Genomic DNA, 15,277 nt, shown 5'->3' with positions numbered 1-15,277 from the left:
ATTCTTCTTCATTATTACCTGATGATGCTCAATTACAAAGGGAAGTCATAAGAAGTACCCGTAGATCCCCAATCAGTTCACTTGATCATTCAAGTGGACGGCGGGAAGAACAGGCCGGAATAAGATTGTGCCCGCATGTCACGACCTCCACCGGGTACCATAAGGAGCACTTGCCCGAGGACGATACCTGGAAGGGGCTCGATTTTGGAGCTGAAGGACTATTTGCGGATTTTACGACGCAACTGGATTATCGTCTTAGCCTGCGTATTGACCGGGGTGCTAGCTGCTGGCGCGACCTCCTTGGTTGTCAAACCAAGCTACAAATCTGACACAAAGCTGTTTGTAGCGCTCCAGAATTCTGGATCCGTCACAGAATTGCAACAGGGTAACGTCTTTAGTCAGGCCCGCGTGCAGTCATATGTGAAAACTGTAAACACACCTACAGTTCTTCAACCCGTGATCGATAGTTTAGGACTGAACCTCACCCCGCAAGCGCTGTCGCAAAGCATAGTGGCCAGTTCAGATGTGAATACCGTTCTCATAAGCATCTCAGTCACCGATGAGTCGCCGGTCCAAGCGGCAGCCATTGCTCAGGCTGTAAGCCGAAGTTTGGTAGAGGCTGTTGACGAACTGGAGAGACCAGCAGCGGGCGAACCGTCCCCCGTGAAGCTCTCGATCGTTACACCGGCGACCGCACCCACAGCACCGTCGTCTCCCAACGTCCGCCTGAACCTGATTCTAGGATTGCTGGCGGGAATTGCTGCCGGCGTCGCGCTTGCCGTCCTCCGATCGGTTTTGGACACTAGAATTCGCGGCGAGGCAGATCTGCGCCGGGTCACGACGGCGGCCGTACTCGGCGGGGTCAGCTTTGACTCAGATGCCGTGAAGAAGCCGTTGCTTACGCAAGCGGCGACTCAAAGTCCAAGGGCAGAATCCTTCCGCCAGCTGCGCACGAATCTGCAGTTCGCCCACGTGGGCCATGACTCAAAAACCGTACTCATCACCTCATCGGTTCCGGGCGAAGGCAAAAGTACAACAGCACTAAACCTTGCCATTGCCATGGCCCAGGCGGGACAGACTGTAGCCTTAGTGGATGCCGACCTGCGTAGACCTATCATCGCCGAATACCTGGGTCTGGAGCGCAATGCTGGGTTGACCACAGCCCTCATCGGGAGAGCGGACATCGTCGATCTGCTGCAGCCCTGGGGCAGTGAGCAACTGTATGTTCTTGCGTCAGGTCAAATACCTCCAAACCCGAGTGAGTTGCTTGGATCCGAAAAAATGAAGCAACTAATATCCAAGTTGGAGGGCACCTTTGACGCCGTGATCATCGACGCGCCGCCGCTTCTGCCTGTGACTGATGCCGCGGTTCTCGCCCAGCAAGTAGGCGGAGTGGTAGTGGTCGTGGGGACGCAAAAGGTACGCACCACCGACCTCGAAAAATCTCTTGCTGCGTTGGAGATGGTGCAAGCTGATGTCCTGGGCGTGGTACTCAACCGGCTTCCTACTAAGGGACCCGATGCTTACGCCTACGGCTACTACAGCTACGGCAACACAACGAGCGGTGCCCAAACCATGAAACCCTCTGACCCGGATTCTCAAGCGGCGCCAGATGAGGACGAAGGACGCTTTGCCGAAGAAATACTGCACGGAGAGACCCGAGAGCCTACCCGTATAAGAAGCGGTCTCGGCAGGCAGCCGCAGTGACCGCTAAGGATTTGGGGGATCCTTTGGTCGTGTCAGAATCTACCGAACAACCTCGTGCCACTCGTCCGTCAAGGCCAGGTCCCAAGTGGTCGCGTCGCAGCGGCCGACGCCGGCTTCTAGTACGAACGGCAGCAGTAATGGGGTCACTAGCGGTTCTGGTCGGAGCCGCAGCAGCCTGGCTGGCCTACCGCGCCACCGAGCTGAGAAATGAGATGACAGCGGTCAGCCAACTCATGCCTGAGTTCAAGGACCAACTGCTGGCCAAGGACAACCAAGCGGCACAAAAAACACTCGACCAGATACAGCTACACATTGATACGGCACGCGGAGCGGCGATCGATCCGCTGTGGAAAGCAGCCGGGGCCCTTCCGTTTGTTGGGCCGAACTTTTCAGTCACGGCCGAACTGGTTCTATCTGCTGACGATGTGGTTGACCGAGCCGCCCAGCCGATGCTGGGAGTTGTTAGCTCGTTGGACTGGCAGAAAATGACTCCGGTGAACGGCAAGTTCGATGTTTCACCATTGGAATCGTCCTCACCCACCATCGTGGCCGCCGCGAACACTGTTGAACTGACGCATGCACGCTTGTCGGGCATAGACCATTCAGGGCTGTTCCCCGAAGTCTCGCGTCCGCTTGCAGAAGCAACGCAATCGCTGGACGATCTCCGGCAGACGCTCAATACTGCCGCTGACACATCGAAAATACTGCCAGCCATGATGGGGGCGACCGGACCCAGAAACTACCTGGTCCTAATCCAGAACAACGCTGAGATACGTGCGACCGGCGGACTGCCTGGCGCCCTCGCCGTGCTGCACGTGGAGGACGGTGAAATCCGGCTTGAGGCGCAGTCCACCGGTTCCGCTATGGGCAGGTTCACGCCTCCTGTTGACGCGGATCCAGTGCAGACTCAGATTTATTCAAAGAGGCTGGGAACCTTCATCAGCGACGTCAACCTTACGCCGGACTTTCCCACGGCAGCAAAAGCCGCAAAGTCCATGTGGGAAGCCCGGCAGGGAACTCCGGTGGACGGTGTTATCGCCTTGGACCCGGTGGTTCTGGCCCACATTCTGAAGGCCTCTGGCCCGCTCACTATCCCTATTCCTGATGCGGCGATAGCAACCGGGTTGCCCACAACCTTGACAGAAGCAAACGTTGTAAAGACCCTTCTCTCCGATGTCTACAAGGAATTGGACAGTAATGAGCTACAGGACGCCTATTTTGCATCGGCTTCAAAAGAAGTCTTCTCTGCTTTGGCTTCCGGAAAGGTTGCCGGGGACCAACTCATTGAAGCCCTGACGACGAGTGCACGGGAGAACCGGTTGCACGTCTGGAGCGGCCACAACAGAGAACAGGACATTTTAGGGAAAACGGGGATTGGTGGTTCGATATCCGGACCGGCAGCCGGTGGGAATTCCTTCGGCGTGTTCTTTAATGACGGAACGGGTGCCAAAATGGACTACTACGTCAGACGCACTGTGCAACTGATACAAGAGTGCAAAACTGATGGTTATTCTGAGGTCACCGTTCGGGTAACTACGTCCAACACCGCCCCCATCGACGCAGCTACTTCCTTACCCGAATTAGTGACTGGTGGCGGGCGTTACGGGGTACCTGCGGGGACCGTGCAAACAAACATCGTTGTTTATGGTCCTGCTCAATCACAGATCGAAACCGCGCACGACAACGGGACCAAAGTCCCCTTCGGCTCTCATATTCACGGTGGGCGTCCGGTAGGCATGGTGGCAACCAGTTTGGCGCCAGGCCAAGAAAGTACTATGGACTTTACTTTCGGAAAAATTGTTCAACACACAGAACCGAAAGTCCTTGTCACCCCCACTGTCCAAAATGTCAACGATGTAATTCTGGATAACGAAATCAAAGCTTGCACTGCTAGCAGTAGAACCTCAAGATAAGCCCAAGTAAATCGTCAGGATTAACCTTTGCGGATGATCAAGACAAAGTGGTACGGTCAATTTTGGGATACATATCCGGCAGTTCCGCAGTTGGTCTCAGGGCGGAGAGGGAATCTCCTCAATTTCGGGTAAATATATAGGCATCAGGTCTCCGGGGGGACACTCATGAAAAAAGCATTTTCAGCAATCGCACTCGCAGGATTAATTGCACTCGTCGGCGCAGCTCCTTCTGTAGCCGCAAACTACCCGCCGCTTCCGCCCCAGGCGGCAGTCTCTGACGGTACGGTCGGCCCAGGCGAAGAATTCGTCTTCTCGGGCCAGGGCATGCACGCCAATGAACCACTCACGATTTCTGTTACACCCGGGGCAAACCCGGCAGCAACCGGTGCGAGCATTGCGGGTGGTAGCCAGACCGTCTCAGGCAAGATCAAACTGCCGATGGCAACGCAGACCTTCAGCACAGTTGCCGATGCGCAGGGCAGGTTCAGCATCACTCTCAGCATCGACACGCCAGGTACGTACGCACTCACGGCTACCGGCAATACATCCGGCATCACGGTTGGCCCGGTTTATGTGACAGTTGTGGCAGCTGCCGCCCCTCTCGCTGGCACCGGTGGCGCACCTTTGGCGAACACGGGCACTGACGCCAGCCTTCTCCTTTGGGGAGCAGCTGGAATTGGTGCCTTGGGCCTCGGCGCTGGAGCCGTTGTTGTTACTCGCCGCCGCGCAAAGGCTGAGACCGCTTAGTCCCGCAATAAGCACATCAAGCATCACAAGGTGGGTGGTTCTCCGGTAAACCGGAGACCCACCCGCTTTTTTCGTCTGACTACCCGTATTCACCAAGTGCCACCCCGTGATAGTCATTTTCCTATGGGGCGACACTGGCGGAACACCAATGTAAGACCGGGCCGGACCATCACCGTGCCGCCACGGACATGGCTTCCCTACATCTGGCTGGCGTTATTGGCCGTGGCCGCTGTGGGAACGGCGGCAGTAGCCCTAGCGAGGACAACCTGACCGCCGGAAAGTACCCAGCACGGAGGGTGAACCACTGGGGCTGGGTACTCGTCGCTTACTTCGCTGCACTGGCAATCATCGGATATTGGCCCACCCCGGTTGATGAGCCGGCCCGGGACGCACTGGAAGACTTCTTCGAGTGGCTGCATCAGAGTGGTGCACCGCGCTGGCTCAGCTACCAACTGTTGGAAGCAGGGGCCAACGTGCTGCTGTTTATTCCGGTAGGCGCACTGTGCGTGGCCGCCTTCCGGCGCAACCGGTGGTTCCAGAACGTTGCAATCGGGGTGATGGTCTCCGCGTCCATGGAGTTGGGACAGTTCCTTTTCCTGGACCGCCGTGACCCAAGCCCCCAGGACCTCGTCACGAACACCACAGGTACCGTAACCGGCATTTTCCTCGTCTACGCCCTGACCTGGTGGCTTAAAAGGAGACAGGCCCAGCGCTACCAAGCGGCGCACTGAACCTGCCTAAAAGACTCCACCAACACAGACGTCAGTTCACAAAGGCCTTCATCCAGGCCCGGAGCTCTTCGCCGAACTCCACGCGCTCCGCTGCCAGCGTGATCACCGCCTTCAGGTAACTCAGCTTGTCCCCGGTATCGAAGCGCCGGCCCTTGAACACCACGCCGTACACGCCACCGCCGTCGCCGTTAACAGCGAGAGTCTGCAGTGCGTCAGTCAACTGGATCTCTCCCCCGCGCCCGGGCCCGGTCTTCTCCAGAACACCGAAAACGGCGGGGTGGAGCACATACCTGCCAATGACGGCGAGGTTCGAGGGAGCCTCGTCTGCGGACGGCTTCTCAACGAGACTGTTCACGCGGACGTAGTCTTCGCCCTCCACCACCGAGATATCCGCACAACCATAGGCACTGATCTGCGGGTGATCCACCTCGATCAAGGCAATGACGGAACCGCCCGTCTTTGCCTGAACCTCGATCATGGTGGTGAGCAGCTCATCATGCTCGTCAATCAGGTCGTCACCCAGCAAGACGGCAAAGGGCTCGTCCCCCACATGCTGGCGGGCGCACAGAACAGCGTGACCCAGGCCTTTGGCTTCGCCCTGGCGGACATAGTGGATGGGTCCCAGCTCAGAGGAGTGCTGTACAGCCTCCAGACGTGTCCTGTCGCCCTTCTCCTCCAGTGCACGCTCCAGGGCGGGTGTCCTGTCGAAGTGATCCTCCAGGGAACGCTTGTTTCGCCCGGTAATCATGAGCAGGTCAGTGAGCCCGGCCTTGACGGCCTCCTCCACCACGTACTGGATTGCCGGCATATCAACCACCGGCAGCATTTCCTTCGGCATGGCCTTGGTTGCTGGCAGGAAACGAGTTCCCAGCCCTGCCGCCGGAATAACTGCTTTACGAACTTTCCCCGTAGTCATCTTTGAACCTTACAATCCGGGTTGAAAAAGCGAAATCAGCGATGGGAAAAACGAGTACCAAGACAGGTACTACTTGGGAAGGGCCCTGGGGAGCTCGACCAGCGGGACGAAGGCCGTTCTTCCTTCTTCCAGCGGGAGCTCCCCAGGCCCTTCAAGTAACTAATGTGGCGGGAGGACTGAAGGTCTCAAGATCAGCCCGAAAACTTCAAAATGCACTTTCCACTTCACCGGGACGGGGGACGGAATACAGCAGGGCCCTGGGGCGCTCAACCACTATATGAAGGCCGTTCTTCCTTCATCCCCCAATGGGAGCGCCCCGTGGGTCCTACATCTGGTTAATGTGGCGGGTCCTCAAAAGGTCTCGCCTATTTTCACAATCATTTTCCTAATCCATTCCAGGCCCCAAAACCGAGCCTTCTCAGACCCGTGTCCCCTTAAAGTTCGGAACCCGCTTTTCCTGGAAAGCCCGGAATCCCTCGGCATAGTCAGCCGTTTTGCACAAGCGGGCCTGCTCGGCATTTTCTTCTTCCATGGCTTCCCAAAGTCCCAGCCTCTCGTCACGGATATGGGCCACCAATTCCTTGCTCACATTGAAGGCTCCCGTGGCCCCAGAGGCTACCCCCGCCACAATCCGGCGGGTGTTCTCCAGCAATTCATTCTTGGGCATTGCCCGGCTGAACATTCCCTGGGCCACAGCCTCCGCTCCGCTCATCAGCTCGGCTGTGTAAATGAGGTCCAGGGTCCGGTGCATTCCGAGCCGTTCGGTGAAGTACCAGTGCCCACCTGAATCAAGGGTGGCGCCGAGCTTCGCGAATGGGGAGCCGAACTTGGCGTCCTCCGCCACGTACACCACGTCCGTTGCCAGCAGCAGGCCCAGTCCCACGCCCAGGCAGGCGCCCTGGGCGGCCGCAAACGTGGGAGCCGGGAACGCGCTCATCTTCTGCAGCAGCGGCTGCACCAGCCCGCCCAGGTAAGCGGCGGCGTCGTCCGTCTCAGGCGTTACGCCGGAAATGTCCCGCCCGGCACAGAAGGCGCGTCCCTCACCCCGCAGCAGCAGCGCCCGCACGTCGCCTCTGGAGGCGGCGGCAGCGGCGGCGTCGTACGCTTCAGCCAGATCCCGGAGCGCCTGCTCATCCAGCGAGTTCAGCTTCTGCGGGGCGTTCAGCACTATCTCGGCAACACCGTCGGCTGTGGACAGGGAAATCATGAGGCTCCTCGGGGGTTCAGCGGGCGGTTGAAGGGGCGGACCCGGCGAGCGGGCAAGGCGGCGAAGCTAGACGTCGAAGTCCACGGTGACTTCCGGCGTCGTGGGGTGCGACTGGCAGGTCAGGACGTAGCCCCTGTCCAGCTCATCCTGCTCCAAGGCGTAGTTTTCGTCCATGTTCACGCTGCCGCTGACCAGTTTGGCCCGGCAGGTGCCGCAGACTCCCCCGGCGCATGCAAAGGGAACATCAGCCCGGACGCGGAGGGCTGCGTTGAGGATGGATTCGCGGGCATGGGTGGGGCTCGCCACCTCGCCCTGCAGACCGTCCAGCTTGAACGTGATCTTGTACGTTTCCTTGGACTCGTCCGCCACCACGGGACGGCCCGCGTTTCCCTCGGGGCGGTCCGGCTTGCCCGAGGAGAACAGTTCGAAGCGGATGTGTTCAGGCTTCACCCCGCGCTCGGCAAGGGTGTCCCGGCACAGCTGCACCAGTTCGAACGGCCCGCACAGGAACCATTCGTCCACGTCATCCGCATGAATCGCGGTGCCCAGCAGCGCCTGAAGCTTCTCGGCGTCGATCCTGCCGGTCATCAGGGGCGCGATCCGTTGCTCCCGCGACAACACATGGTGAAGCGCCAGCCGCGAAGGGTATTTATCCTTCAGGTCCGCGAGCTCCTCCAGGAACATCACGTCCATGGCGGCTTTGTTGGCGTAGATCAGGTCAAAGCGGGTGTCCGGATGCGCGGCCAGCAGGGTGCGGGCTATGGCGATCACGGGGGTGATGCCGGAACCGGCGGCGATGGCCACAAAGTTGCCGGGCTGCCCGTCCCGCTCGCCGGCCATCTCCAGCGGGTTGTTCATGGAGTTCATCAGCTTCTGCTCCACGGCCTTGCCATCCTTGCCGTGGCGGGAGACGAACGCCCCCATGGGACTCATGACGTCCAGCGTGTCCCCCGGCTTGAGCTCGGCATTGGCCCACGTGGAAAACAGCCCGCCGAGGTCCTTCTTGATGGCCACCCGGATCTCACTGCTGCCATCCTCGAAGGTCCGCGGCTCGGCGCAGATGGAGTAGCTCCGGCGGACCTCGTGCGGCTCACCCTTCTCATCCGGCAAAGTGGTGCGCAATGCCACGTACTGGCCGGGGAGGTAGTCGAACTGCCCCGCCAGCTCCGGCGGCACCCCGAACGTCACCTCGATCGCGTCCTCCGTGAGCCGGCGGACTTCCGTCACAGCCAGGGTGTGGAAGGACGCACGACGGCGGCCGGTGGCTGCGGCCGACTCAGCGGCAGTCTGGCGGACAACAGTCATGGGACACCTGTTCCTTACAAAACTTTGAAGTAGTCAAACGGTTCCCTGCAGTCCTGGCAGACGTACAGGGCCTTGCAGGATGTGGAGCCGAAGCGGGTAAGTTCCTTGGTATTCAGGGAGGAACACTGCGGGCACTTCACGGCGAGGGTCAGCCTGACAGGGCCAGCATGGCGCCGAGCCGCGGCCCGCCCGCTCGGTGGCGCGATGCCATACTCCTGCAGCTTCGCCTTGCCGGCTTCACTCATCCAGTCAGTGGTCCAGGCCGGCGATAGCACCATGTCCACTGTGACGTCGGCGTAGCCCTCTTTGGCGAACGCGGCCTTGAGGTCGTCCCGGATGGCGTCCATGGCCGGGCAGCCCGAGTAAGTGGGCGTGATGGTGACCCGGACCGCCTGGCGAGTGCCGCCGTCGGGCTCCCCTTCCTCCAGTACCTTTACGTTCCGGAGGATGCCCAGGTCCTCGATGGTGAGCACCGGAATCTCGGGATCGCAGACAGCCGCGGCAATTTTCCAGGCCCGCTGCCGGGCCTGTTGCTTTTCCTGAGGCTGCGTCGGTTCCCGGGTTATGGTCACGGCGGTCACCACTTCGCTCCCGGATGTTCGCGGGCCAGAACCTGCATCTCAGCAAGGATGTAGCCCAGGTGTTCAGAGTGCCGTCCCCGCCGACCGCCGCCCGGCGCTGCCGGAACCTGCGGAACCTCCAGCTCGGCTTCGGCCAGTACCTCGCCCGTCAGGCGGTCAAAGTCGCCGCGCAGGCTGGAAGGTTCGACGGCGACGCCGGTTTCAGCCAGGCGCGTGGTCAGCTCATCGTCGTGGAAGAGCTCATCAACGTAGGGCCAGATGAGCTTGAAGGCGTGCTGGATCCGACGCCGGGATTCCTCGGTGCCGAGGGCGAGGCGCAGTACCCATTGGGCGCTGTGATCCCGGTGGTAGTCCACTTCCTTCACGGCCTTGGCGGCGATGGCGGAAAGAGTGGAGTCCTTGGATTCGGTGAGCCGGCGGTAGAGCTCGAACTGGTAGTAGCTCACCACGAACTGGCGGGCAATGGTGACGGCGAAGTCCCCGTTGGGCTGCTCGAAGAGGTGGGCGGAGCGGAACTCGGGCTCGCGCCGGAAGTAGGCGAGATCGTCCTCGCTCTTGCCCCACGCTCCCCCGGCGTAGCTGAGGAAGGACCTGGCATGGCCCAGCTGGTCGAGGGCGATGTTGCCCAGGGCGACGTCCTCTTCCAGCTCAGGAGCCCGTGAGATCCAGTGGCCCAGGCGCTGGGCGAGGATCAGCGCGTCATCACCAAGCCGGAGGGCATATTCGGCTGCGTCTTCGGCGGGCTTGACCAGCCCGGTGCTGACCTCGAGCGCAATGTCCTCGGGGCGCAGCGCATTACCGGGAGTGATGCGGGTGGCTGATTCATTCGTCACAGGTGCTTCACGCCCTCGCTCTTGGTGTAATACGTGGCGTGGCGGTAGTCCTTGCCCTGGGGTGACTCGAAGAACGCACCCTTGGCATCGGGATCGCTCGAGGCAATGGCGTCCGCCGGGACCACCCAGATGGAGACGCCCTCGTTGCGGCGGGTGTAGAGATCCCGGGCGTTGCGCAGGGCCATGGCGGCGTCCGGCGCGTGCAGGGACCCCGCGTGAACGTGCGACAGGCCGCGGCTTGAGCGCACAAAGACTTCCCATAGCGGCCAGGCACTGCGGTGACCCTGGATAGTCTGGGCCTGGCTCTGAGGCGTGGCCTCTGGTGCCGTAGTGCCGGGGGCTGTTGCTGTGCTTTTTGTTGGGGCCTCGGTTGGGGCCTCGGTTGGGGCCGACGACGAGTCCGATCCGCCGCCGGCGCTCGCCGGCATCTCCGGATTTCCGTGTGGTGGCTTCATGCTGCGAGTTCCTTTTCTGCCTGCTTGCGGCTCTGCTTTTCCGCGTAGGCTGCTGCTGCTTCGCGCACCCAGGCGCCGTCTTCGTGAGCCTCGCGACGGCGCTCAAGGCGCTGCGCGTTGCAGGGGCCGCGGCCGTTGAGTACTTCCTTGAACTCGTCCCAGTCCAGGGGTCCGTGTTCCCATTTCCTCGTTTCCTCGTTGAAACGAACCTCGCTGTCCGGCAGGGTGAGCCCAAGGACCCTGACCTGCTCCACCATCATTCCGACGAACCGGCTGCGCAGCTCGTCATTGCTGAAACGCTTGATGTTCCAGGCCATGGACTGCTTGGAGTTGGGGGAATCGTCGTCGGGCGGGCCAAACATCATGAGCGACGGCGCGTACCAACGGTTCACTGCGTCCTGCGCCATCTGCTTCTGCTCAGGCGTTCCATTCGCCAGTTCCAGGAGGATCTCGAAGCCCTGGCGCTGGTGGAAGGACTCCTCCTTGCAGATGCGGACCATCGCGCGTCCGTAAGGTCCATAGGATGCCCGGCACAGCGGCACCTGGTTGCAGATGGCAGCGCCGTCCACCAGCCAGCCGATCGCGCCCATGTCCGCCCAGGTCAAAGCCGGGTAGTTGAAGATGGAGGAGTAACGGGCCTTGCCGGCAATCAGGTCATCCATCATCTGGTCGCGCGATTGGCCCAGGGTCTCAGCAGCTGAGTACAGGTAGAGCCCGTGGCCTGCCTCGTCCTGGACCTTGGCCATGAGGATGGCCTTGCGCTTGAGGCTGGGAGCCCGCGAGATCCAGTTGGCCTCGGGCTGCATCCCGATGATCTCCGAGTGGGCGTGCTGGGAAATCTGGCGCAGCAGAGTCTTACGGTAGCCCGCCGGCATCCAGTCCCGGGGTTCGATCCGGGAGTCCTCTGAAATGATGCGGTCAAAGTAGGCCTGGCCTTCAGCCTCGAGGGCGGCCTCGTCCTGCTGTGACTGCAGAATCTGCGATGCCATGGTTGCTCCTATGCATTCCGAACGTCAGCAAATAATTACCGACCGTTCGTTCAGGATATGCGGAACCGCCGAGAAGCGTCAAGCAACACTGATCAATACCGGGCTCGCCGGACTGGCGGTTCGGCACGTGCCCGGGGCGTTCCTGCATGTTAAGTTGAACTCCAGCGATCACCTGTCTGCCCGCCTCCGGAAGTAGCTCTCACCTTTGGAAACACCCGCACCAGCCACCGTCCGAATCCTGACTGTCTGCACCGGCAACATCTGCCGCTCGCCCGTGGCGGAACGGCTGCTTCAGGCCGGGCTGGATCAGGTGCTCCCGGGCGGATTCGACGTGCGGAGCGCCGGGACCAGGGCAATGGTCGGGGACCCCATCCAGCCGCTTTCGGCCGAAATCATCGCCCGGTACAGAGGCAACCCGGAACAGTTTGCGGCCCGCCAACTGACACCAAAAATCCTCCGCGACACCGACCTGGTGCTGACCATGTCCACCGGACACCGGGGCGAAGTCCTCAAACTGGACCCCTCGCTGCTGCGGCGGACTTTCACCATCCGGGAATTCGCCAGGATGCTCGAGGTGCTTGAAGAGCGAGGCGCGCCGGGAACCGAAACCGGCGTGCCGCCGTCGGACGCGTCCTCACGAGGTGACTTTAAGACTCTCTGGCGGGAGCTTCCCGGACGGGCAGCGTCAGTACGGCACCTGGCCCTGGCGGCAGACCCCGCCGACAACGACGTGGTGGACCCGTACCGGCGCACTGCCGATTACTACAACCGGATGGAAGACGAATTGGCGCCCGCAATCCTCTCAGTCCTTCGTTTTGCCCGGCTGAACGCCCCGGCAACAAGGTAGCCCGCGAGCAGTATCAAGACCCCTGTCAGTACCTATTTCGCGGCGAATTCAGAAGTGGTACCGTCCCGTCATAGGCGCGGTGTGGAGGGTGCCCGGCCCGGAAAACGTAACTGAAAAGGGTCATCCCAGAGGGGGTTCTTGCCTTGAGCATCCCATCCGATCCCGGTGGCGAATTGCGCCGGCCTCAACTGTTCCTTGCCATGGCCCTGTCCTTCGTACTGGTGCTTGGCATCATCAGCGCGGCCCTCTTTTTCAACCGGCAACCCACATCCAGTCAGGGTTCTTCCCCTACGGAAACATCAACTCCGAGTGTGACGGCGACCCCAACTCCCACACCCACGCCGAGTCCTGCGCCCCCACCGCCACCCCCGCCGGAGACCGAACCTCCCAGGGCTGCGATGAACATCCTGCTGATCGGCAGCGACATCCGCGGCAATGCACGCGAGGCCGAAGCTGCCCGGTCTGCCACAGGCCAACGGCCCGATCATCGCGCCGATGCCCTCATGCTGGTCCACGTCCCGGCTGACAGGCACGCCGTCTACGGCGTCTCCCTGATGCGGGACCTTTGGGTGAACATCCCGGGCTACGGCGGATCCAAGATCAACGCGAGCCTCGAAGCGGGCGGCGTTCCGATGGTCACCCAAACCGTTGGCTCGCTGCTGAACACCCCGATCCACCACACTGTCCTGGTCGACTTCGAGGGCTTCAGGTGGATGGTGAATGCTGTGGGCGGGGTCGAGGTAAACGTGACGGTGCCATTCACTTCCACCAGCGAGTCCCGGCATTACTTTCCACCAGGCATGAACCGCCTGATGGGAAACGAAGCCCTGCAGTTTGTCCGCGAGCGCTACGCATTTTCCGACGGCGACTATCAGCGCGTCCGCAACCAGCAAACCTTGCTTCGAGCGGTGCTGACCGAGGCGCACAAGAAGAATTGGCTGGCAGATCCAGCGGCCGCCCGGAGCCTGGTCTCGCAGGTGTTCCCGCTCATGACGGTTGATCAATCCATGGATGCCACTTCACTGGCCTGGCTGGCCTACAGCCTTCGCAGCACCAGTCAGGTGGTCTTCTTCACGCTGCCTACTGCCGGAACAGGCTTCTCGCCCGACGGCCAGTCAATTGTGCTGCAGGACCCTGCTGCCACAGCCGCTGTTGGTGCAGCCTTTGCTGAGGGCAGGATCGGCGAGTATGTTGCTGCCAACGGTTTGGGTGCTGGGAACTAGGGGGCTTGAGCGAATTTCTTATTGACGCCCTTCAACCGCCGGGCGGAAACTTGGCGCATGCAAAGAGACAACGAGCCACACGCTCTGGTGGCTGTCATCGACCGTCTGGCCGAGCGTTTCCCGAATAAGCCACGCCCGACCATCGAGATGGTGGTGGCTGAAGAACATGGGCTACTAAACGCCGGCCCGATACGGGATTACATTCCTGTACTGGTTGAAAGAGCGGCCAAGCGCCGCTTAGCTGAATAGCCAAGTCCCTGTCCATGAGCGTCCGGTATGGTTTGTAAGGAACTTAATATTGGGGGAATCATGGAACTGTTTCGACTTACGCTGATCGCGGGCTTTCTTGTTGCAGGCCTTGCCGGCTGCACCTACTCGGACCCTTCTTCGGAGGCGGGAAGCACACCCACGCAACCTCCGGCGCCCTCAAGTTCCGCCCCATCCACTACGCCAACCACATTTGAGGGAAAGTTCCAGTCCCAGGCTGCCGCCACTAGCGGCTCCGTCACGGTCCGCGTCACAGACACAAGCGCGGTTCTTCAGTTGAAAGACATTTCAACCGGGCAGGGCGACGACCTCCGCCTCATGCTCAGCCCGGGAACTTTAAGCCCCAATGCCAGTGGAGAACTGGGACTCACATCCCAGGATTTGATCGAGCTAGGGCAGCTCGACGCGACCGGAAGCCAGCGCGTCGAAATGGACATCAGGCAGTGGTCCTCCCTGCCCTCACCAGTCAGGAGTGTGGTGATTTACAACTACGCCGACAGGACCGCCTACGGCACTGCCAACCTCACCGGCCAGCAAGTCATACCAGGCGATGGGTAGCAGCGACGAGCCCGAGTACTGCAGGTTTGTAAAGCCTCCACCAGACCCGTCACGGGACACCTTCTCGTTGACGTCCAGAGCTTCAGGAGGGCCTCTCAGTCCTTGGTCGCCGCAAAAGAGAGGCTCATTACGCCAAACCTGTCAGTTGCGTTGCGGGCCCTGCCGGACAGAAATTCGTATGGATTCCTCTTTCGCTCTCCCAGCCGCAGCCCGCTGTCGGCGATTAGCTGCTGATACACATCTATCTGCTCAGCACCGCCCACGCAGGCAGCCCATAAGTCAGCATCACAAACAATCTGGGGAGTCAGCGGCCTGCTGGTGACGATGTCGGCAAAAACGAGCCGCCCACCCTTTCGCAGCACGCGCTCAGCCTCGCGGAACACGGCTGCCTTGTCCGGAGACAGGTTGATTGCCCCGTTGGAGATGACTACGTCGAAGCTGGCGTCTTCGAATGGGAGCTCTTCTATATGGCCTTGCCTGAAGTCCACATTGGGGAAGGCTCCGCCCTTTAGGAACCCGCTTGCCTTGCGGAGCTGTTCTGGCGTCATATCCAGGCCCACAACGGACCCGCTCGCGCCAACTGACACCGCCGCAGCGAAGACATCTGTTCCGGAGCCGCTTCCCAGGTCCAGGACCCTTTCCCCGGGGGAAAGTCCGGCCAGATCGAAGAAATAGCCCACGCCGGCGAAGGATTCGATGGCACCGGCAGGTATGGCGTCGAGCAGTGGGACAGGGTAGCCGAGGCGTTCTGCCAGCGAGCGACCCAGCTCGAAGTGATACTTTCCCTCCGGGGCCAAGGCCACCTGCCGGTAAACGCCTTTAACTTTGGCCTCCAGGTCGGCGCGGTCAAGAGCCTCTCTGGCATTCCTCAGACCGGCCTCAATCAACTTTTCCATGTCGGCACCCACGGTCTGCACTTCCTCCATTGCGGTTCGCCTCTTTCGATATAACCCGACCCGAGGGCCGAGGAGCTCCGGGGCATATTCAAGTAGATGCTT

General features: G+C 60.8%; 16 protein-coding genes. 8 read left to right on the top strand and 8 right to left on the bottom strand.

Going from position 1 to position 15,277, the window contains the following annotated elements; all coding sequences use genetic code 11:
• Nucleotides 1–204 precede the first annotated feature (204 nt).
• From M1E05_RS05635 to M1E05_RS05620, 4 genes are all read left to right on the top strand, one after another.
• A complete protein-coding gene (locus M1E05_RS05635; RefSeq protein ID WP_461164711.1) occupies nt 205–1,707 on the top strand; it encodes a tyrosine-protein kinase domain-containing protein in 1,503 nt (500 codons plus the stop codon).
• A 212-nt stretch (nt 1,708–1,919) separates the two neighbouring features.
• Nucleotides 1,920–3,620: a DUF4012 domain-containing protein gene (locus M1E05_RS05630; protein ID WP_458111760.1), complete on the top strand. Its 1,701-nt coding sequence runs from the start codon at nt 1,920–1,922 to the stop codon at nt 3,618–3,620.
• 165 nt (nt 3,621–3,785) lie between these two features.
• Nucleotides 3,786–4,367 carry an LPXTG cell wall anchor domain-containing protein gene (locus M1E05_RS05625; RefSeq protein WP_458111761.1) on the top strand — a complete coding sequence of 194 codons (582 nt, stop codon included), beginning with the start codon at nt 3,786–3,788 and terminating at the stop codon, nt 4,365–4,367.
• Nucleotides 4,368–4,555: 188 nt separating this feature from the next.
• A complete protein-coding gene (locus M1E05_RS05620) occupies nt 4,556–5,098 on the top strand; it encodes a VanZ family protein (protein ID WP_458111762.1) in 543 nt (180 codons plus the stop codon).
• Nucleotides 5,099–5,129: 31 nt separating this feature from the next.
• Here the strand turns inward: M1E05_RS05620 and galU are convergent, their stop codons facing one another.
• From galU to paaA, 7 genes are all read right to left on the bottom strand, one after another.
• Nucleotides 5,130–6,014: a UTP--glucose-1-phosphate uridylyltransferase GalU gene (galU, locus tag M1E05_RS05615; protein ID WP_458111763.1), complete on the bottom strand. Its 885-nt coding sequence runs from the start codon at nt 6,012–6,014 to the stop codon at nt 5,130–5,132.
• A 418-nt stretch (nt 6,015–6,432) separates the two neighbouring features.
• The gene (locus M1E05_RS05610) at nt 6,433–7,221 is read right to left on the bottom strand and encodes an enoyl-CoA hydratase/isomerase family protein (protein WP_458111764.1); all 789 of its coding nucleotides are present in this window, start codon (nt 7,219–7,221) and stop codon (nt 6,433–6,435) included.
• A 66-nt stretch (nt 7,222–7,287) separates the two neighbouring features.
• Nucleotides 7,288–8,526: a 1,2-phenylacetyl-CoA epoxidase subunit PaaE gene (paaE, locus tag M1E05_RS05605; protein ID WP_461164710.1), complete on the bottom strand. Its 1,239-nt coding sequence runs from the start codon at nt 8,524–8,526 to the stop codon at nt 7,288–7,290.
• A gap of 14 nt (nt 8,527–8,540) precedes the next feature.
• Nucleotides 8,541–9,098 carry a 1,2-phenylacetyl-CoA epoxidase subunit PaaD gene (gene paaD / locus M1E05_RS05600; RefSeq protein ID WP_461164709.1) on the bottom strand — a complete coding sequence of 186 codons (558 nt, stop codon included), beginning with the start codon at nt 9,096–9,098 and terminating at the stop codon, nt 8,541–8,543.
• 5 nt (nt 9,099–9,103) lie between these two features.
• Nucleotides 9,104–9,940: a 1,2-phenylacetyl-CoA epoxidase subunit PaaC gene (gene paaC, locus M1E05_RS05595; protein WP_458111767.1), complete on the bottom strand. Its 837-nt coding sequence runs from the start codon at nt 9,938–9,940 to the stop codon at nt 9,104–9,106.
• A complete protein-coding gene (paaB, locus tag M1E05_RS05590) occupies nt 9,937–10,395 on the bottom strand; it encodes a 1,2-phenylacetyl-CoA epoxidase subunit PaaB (RefSeq protein WP_458111768.1) in 459 nt (152 codons plus the stop codon). Before paaB ends, paaC begins: the two co-directional genes overlap by 4 nt.
• On the bottom strand, nt 10,392–11,384 hold the full coding sequence (gene paaA / locus M1E05_RS05585; protein ID WP_458111769.1) for a 1,2-phenylacetyl-CoA epoxidase subunit PaaA: 993 nt from the start codon (nt 11,382–11,384) through the stop codon (nt 10,392–10,394). The genes paaB and paaA overlap by 4 nt, the downstream gene beginning before the upstream one ends.
• Nucleotides 11,385–11,589: 205 nt before the next feature.
• Here paaA and M1E05_RS05580 point away from each other — a divergent pair, with 205 nt between their 5' ends.
• From M1E05_RS05580 to M1E05_RS05565, 4 genes are all read left to right on the top strand, one after another.
• Nucleotides 11,590–12,231: an arsenate reductase/protein-tyrosine-phosphatase family protein gene (locus M1E05_RS05580; RefSeq protein ID WP_461164708.1), complete on the top strand. Its 642-nt coding sequence runs from the start codon at nt 11,590–11,592 to the stop codon at nt 12,229–12,231.
• Between the two features lie 143 nt (nt 12,232–12,374).
• Entirely contained in the window at nt 12,375–13,454 is a 1,080-nt protein-coding gene (locus M1E05_RS05575; protein WP_461164707.1) for an LCP family protein, read from the top strand.
• 57 nt (nt 13,455–13,511) lie between these two features.
• Entirely contained in the window at nt 13,512–13,703 is a 192-nt protein-coding gene (locus M1E05_RS05570; protein WP_461164706.1) for a three-helix bundle dimerization domain-containing protein, read from the top strand.
• A gap of 60 nt (nt 13,704–13,763) precedes the next feature.
• The gene (locus M1E05_RS05565) at nt 13,764–14,279 is read left to right on the top strand and encodes a DM13 domain-containing protein (protein WP_461164705.1); all 516 of its coding nucleotides are present in this window, start codon (nt 13,764–13,766) and stop codon (nt 14,277–14,279) included.
• Between the two features lie 95 nt (nt 14,280–14,374).
• On the opposite strand, the gene M1E05_RS05560 is transcribed toward M1E05_RS05565, so the two are convergent.
• Complete coding sequence (locus M1E05_RS05560; protein ID WP_461164704.1) at nt 14,375–15,205, bottom strand: methyltransferase domain-containing protein; 831 nt, start codon at nt 15,203–15,205, stop codon at nt 14,375–14,377.
• Nucleotides 15,206–15,277: the final 72 nt, after the last annotated feature.

This window comes from Arthrobacter sp. R4-81, assembly GCF_054792365.1.
Note: the sequence above shows the minus strand (reverse complement) of the source record. Positions and strands in the feature narration are given on the sequence as shown.

Excerpts from the sequence above, each read along its gene's own strand:
- M1E05_RS05630 (WP_458111760.1), top strand. The coding sequence starts at position 1,920 with ATGACAGCGGTCAGCCAACTCATGCCTGAGTTCAAGGACCAACTGCTG.
- M1E05_RS05625 (WP_458111761.1), top strand. The coding sequence starts at position 3,786 with ATGAAAAAAGCATTTTCAGCAATCGCACTCGCAGGATTAATTGCACTC.
- M1E05_RS05620 (WP_458111762.1), top strand. The coding sequence starts at position 4,556 with ATGGCTTCCCTACATCTGGCTGGCGTTATTGGCCGTGGCCGCTGTGGG.
- galU (WP_458111763.1), bottom strand. The coding sequence starts at position 6,014 with ATGACTACGGGGAAAGTTCGTAAAGCAGTTATTCCGGCGGCAGGGCTG.
- M1E05_RS05610 (WP_458111764.1), bottom strand. The coding sequence starts at position 7,221 with ATGATTTCCCTGTCCACAGCCGACGGTGTTGCCGAGATAGTGCTGAAC.
- paaE (WP_461164710.1), bottom strand. The coding sequence starts at position 8,526 with ATGACTGTTGTCCGCCAGACTGCCGCTGAGTCGGCCGCAGCCACCGGC.
- paaB (WP_458111768.1), bottom strand. The coding sequence starts at position 10,395 with ATGAAGCCACCACACGGAAATCCGGAGATGCCGGCGAGCGCCGGCGGC.
- paaA (WP_458111769.1), bottom strand. The coding sequence starts at position 11,384 with ATGGCATCGCAGATTCTGCAGTCACAGCAGGACGAGGCCGCCCTCGAG.
- M1E05_RS05570 (WP_461164706.1), top strand. The coding sequence starts at position 13,512 with ATGCAAAGAGACAACGAGCCACACGCTCTGGTGGCTGTCATCGACCGT.
- M1E05_RS05565 (WP_461164705.1), top strand. The coding sequence starts at position 13,764 with ATGGAACTGTTTCGACTTACGCTGATCGCGGGCTTTCTTGTTGCAGGC.
- M1E05_RS05560 (WP_461164704.1), bottom strand. The coding sequence starts at position 15,205 with ATGGAGGAAGTGCAGACCGTGGGTGCCGACATGGAAAAGTTGATTGAG.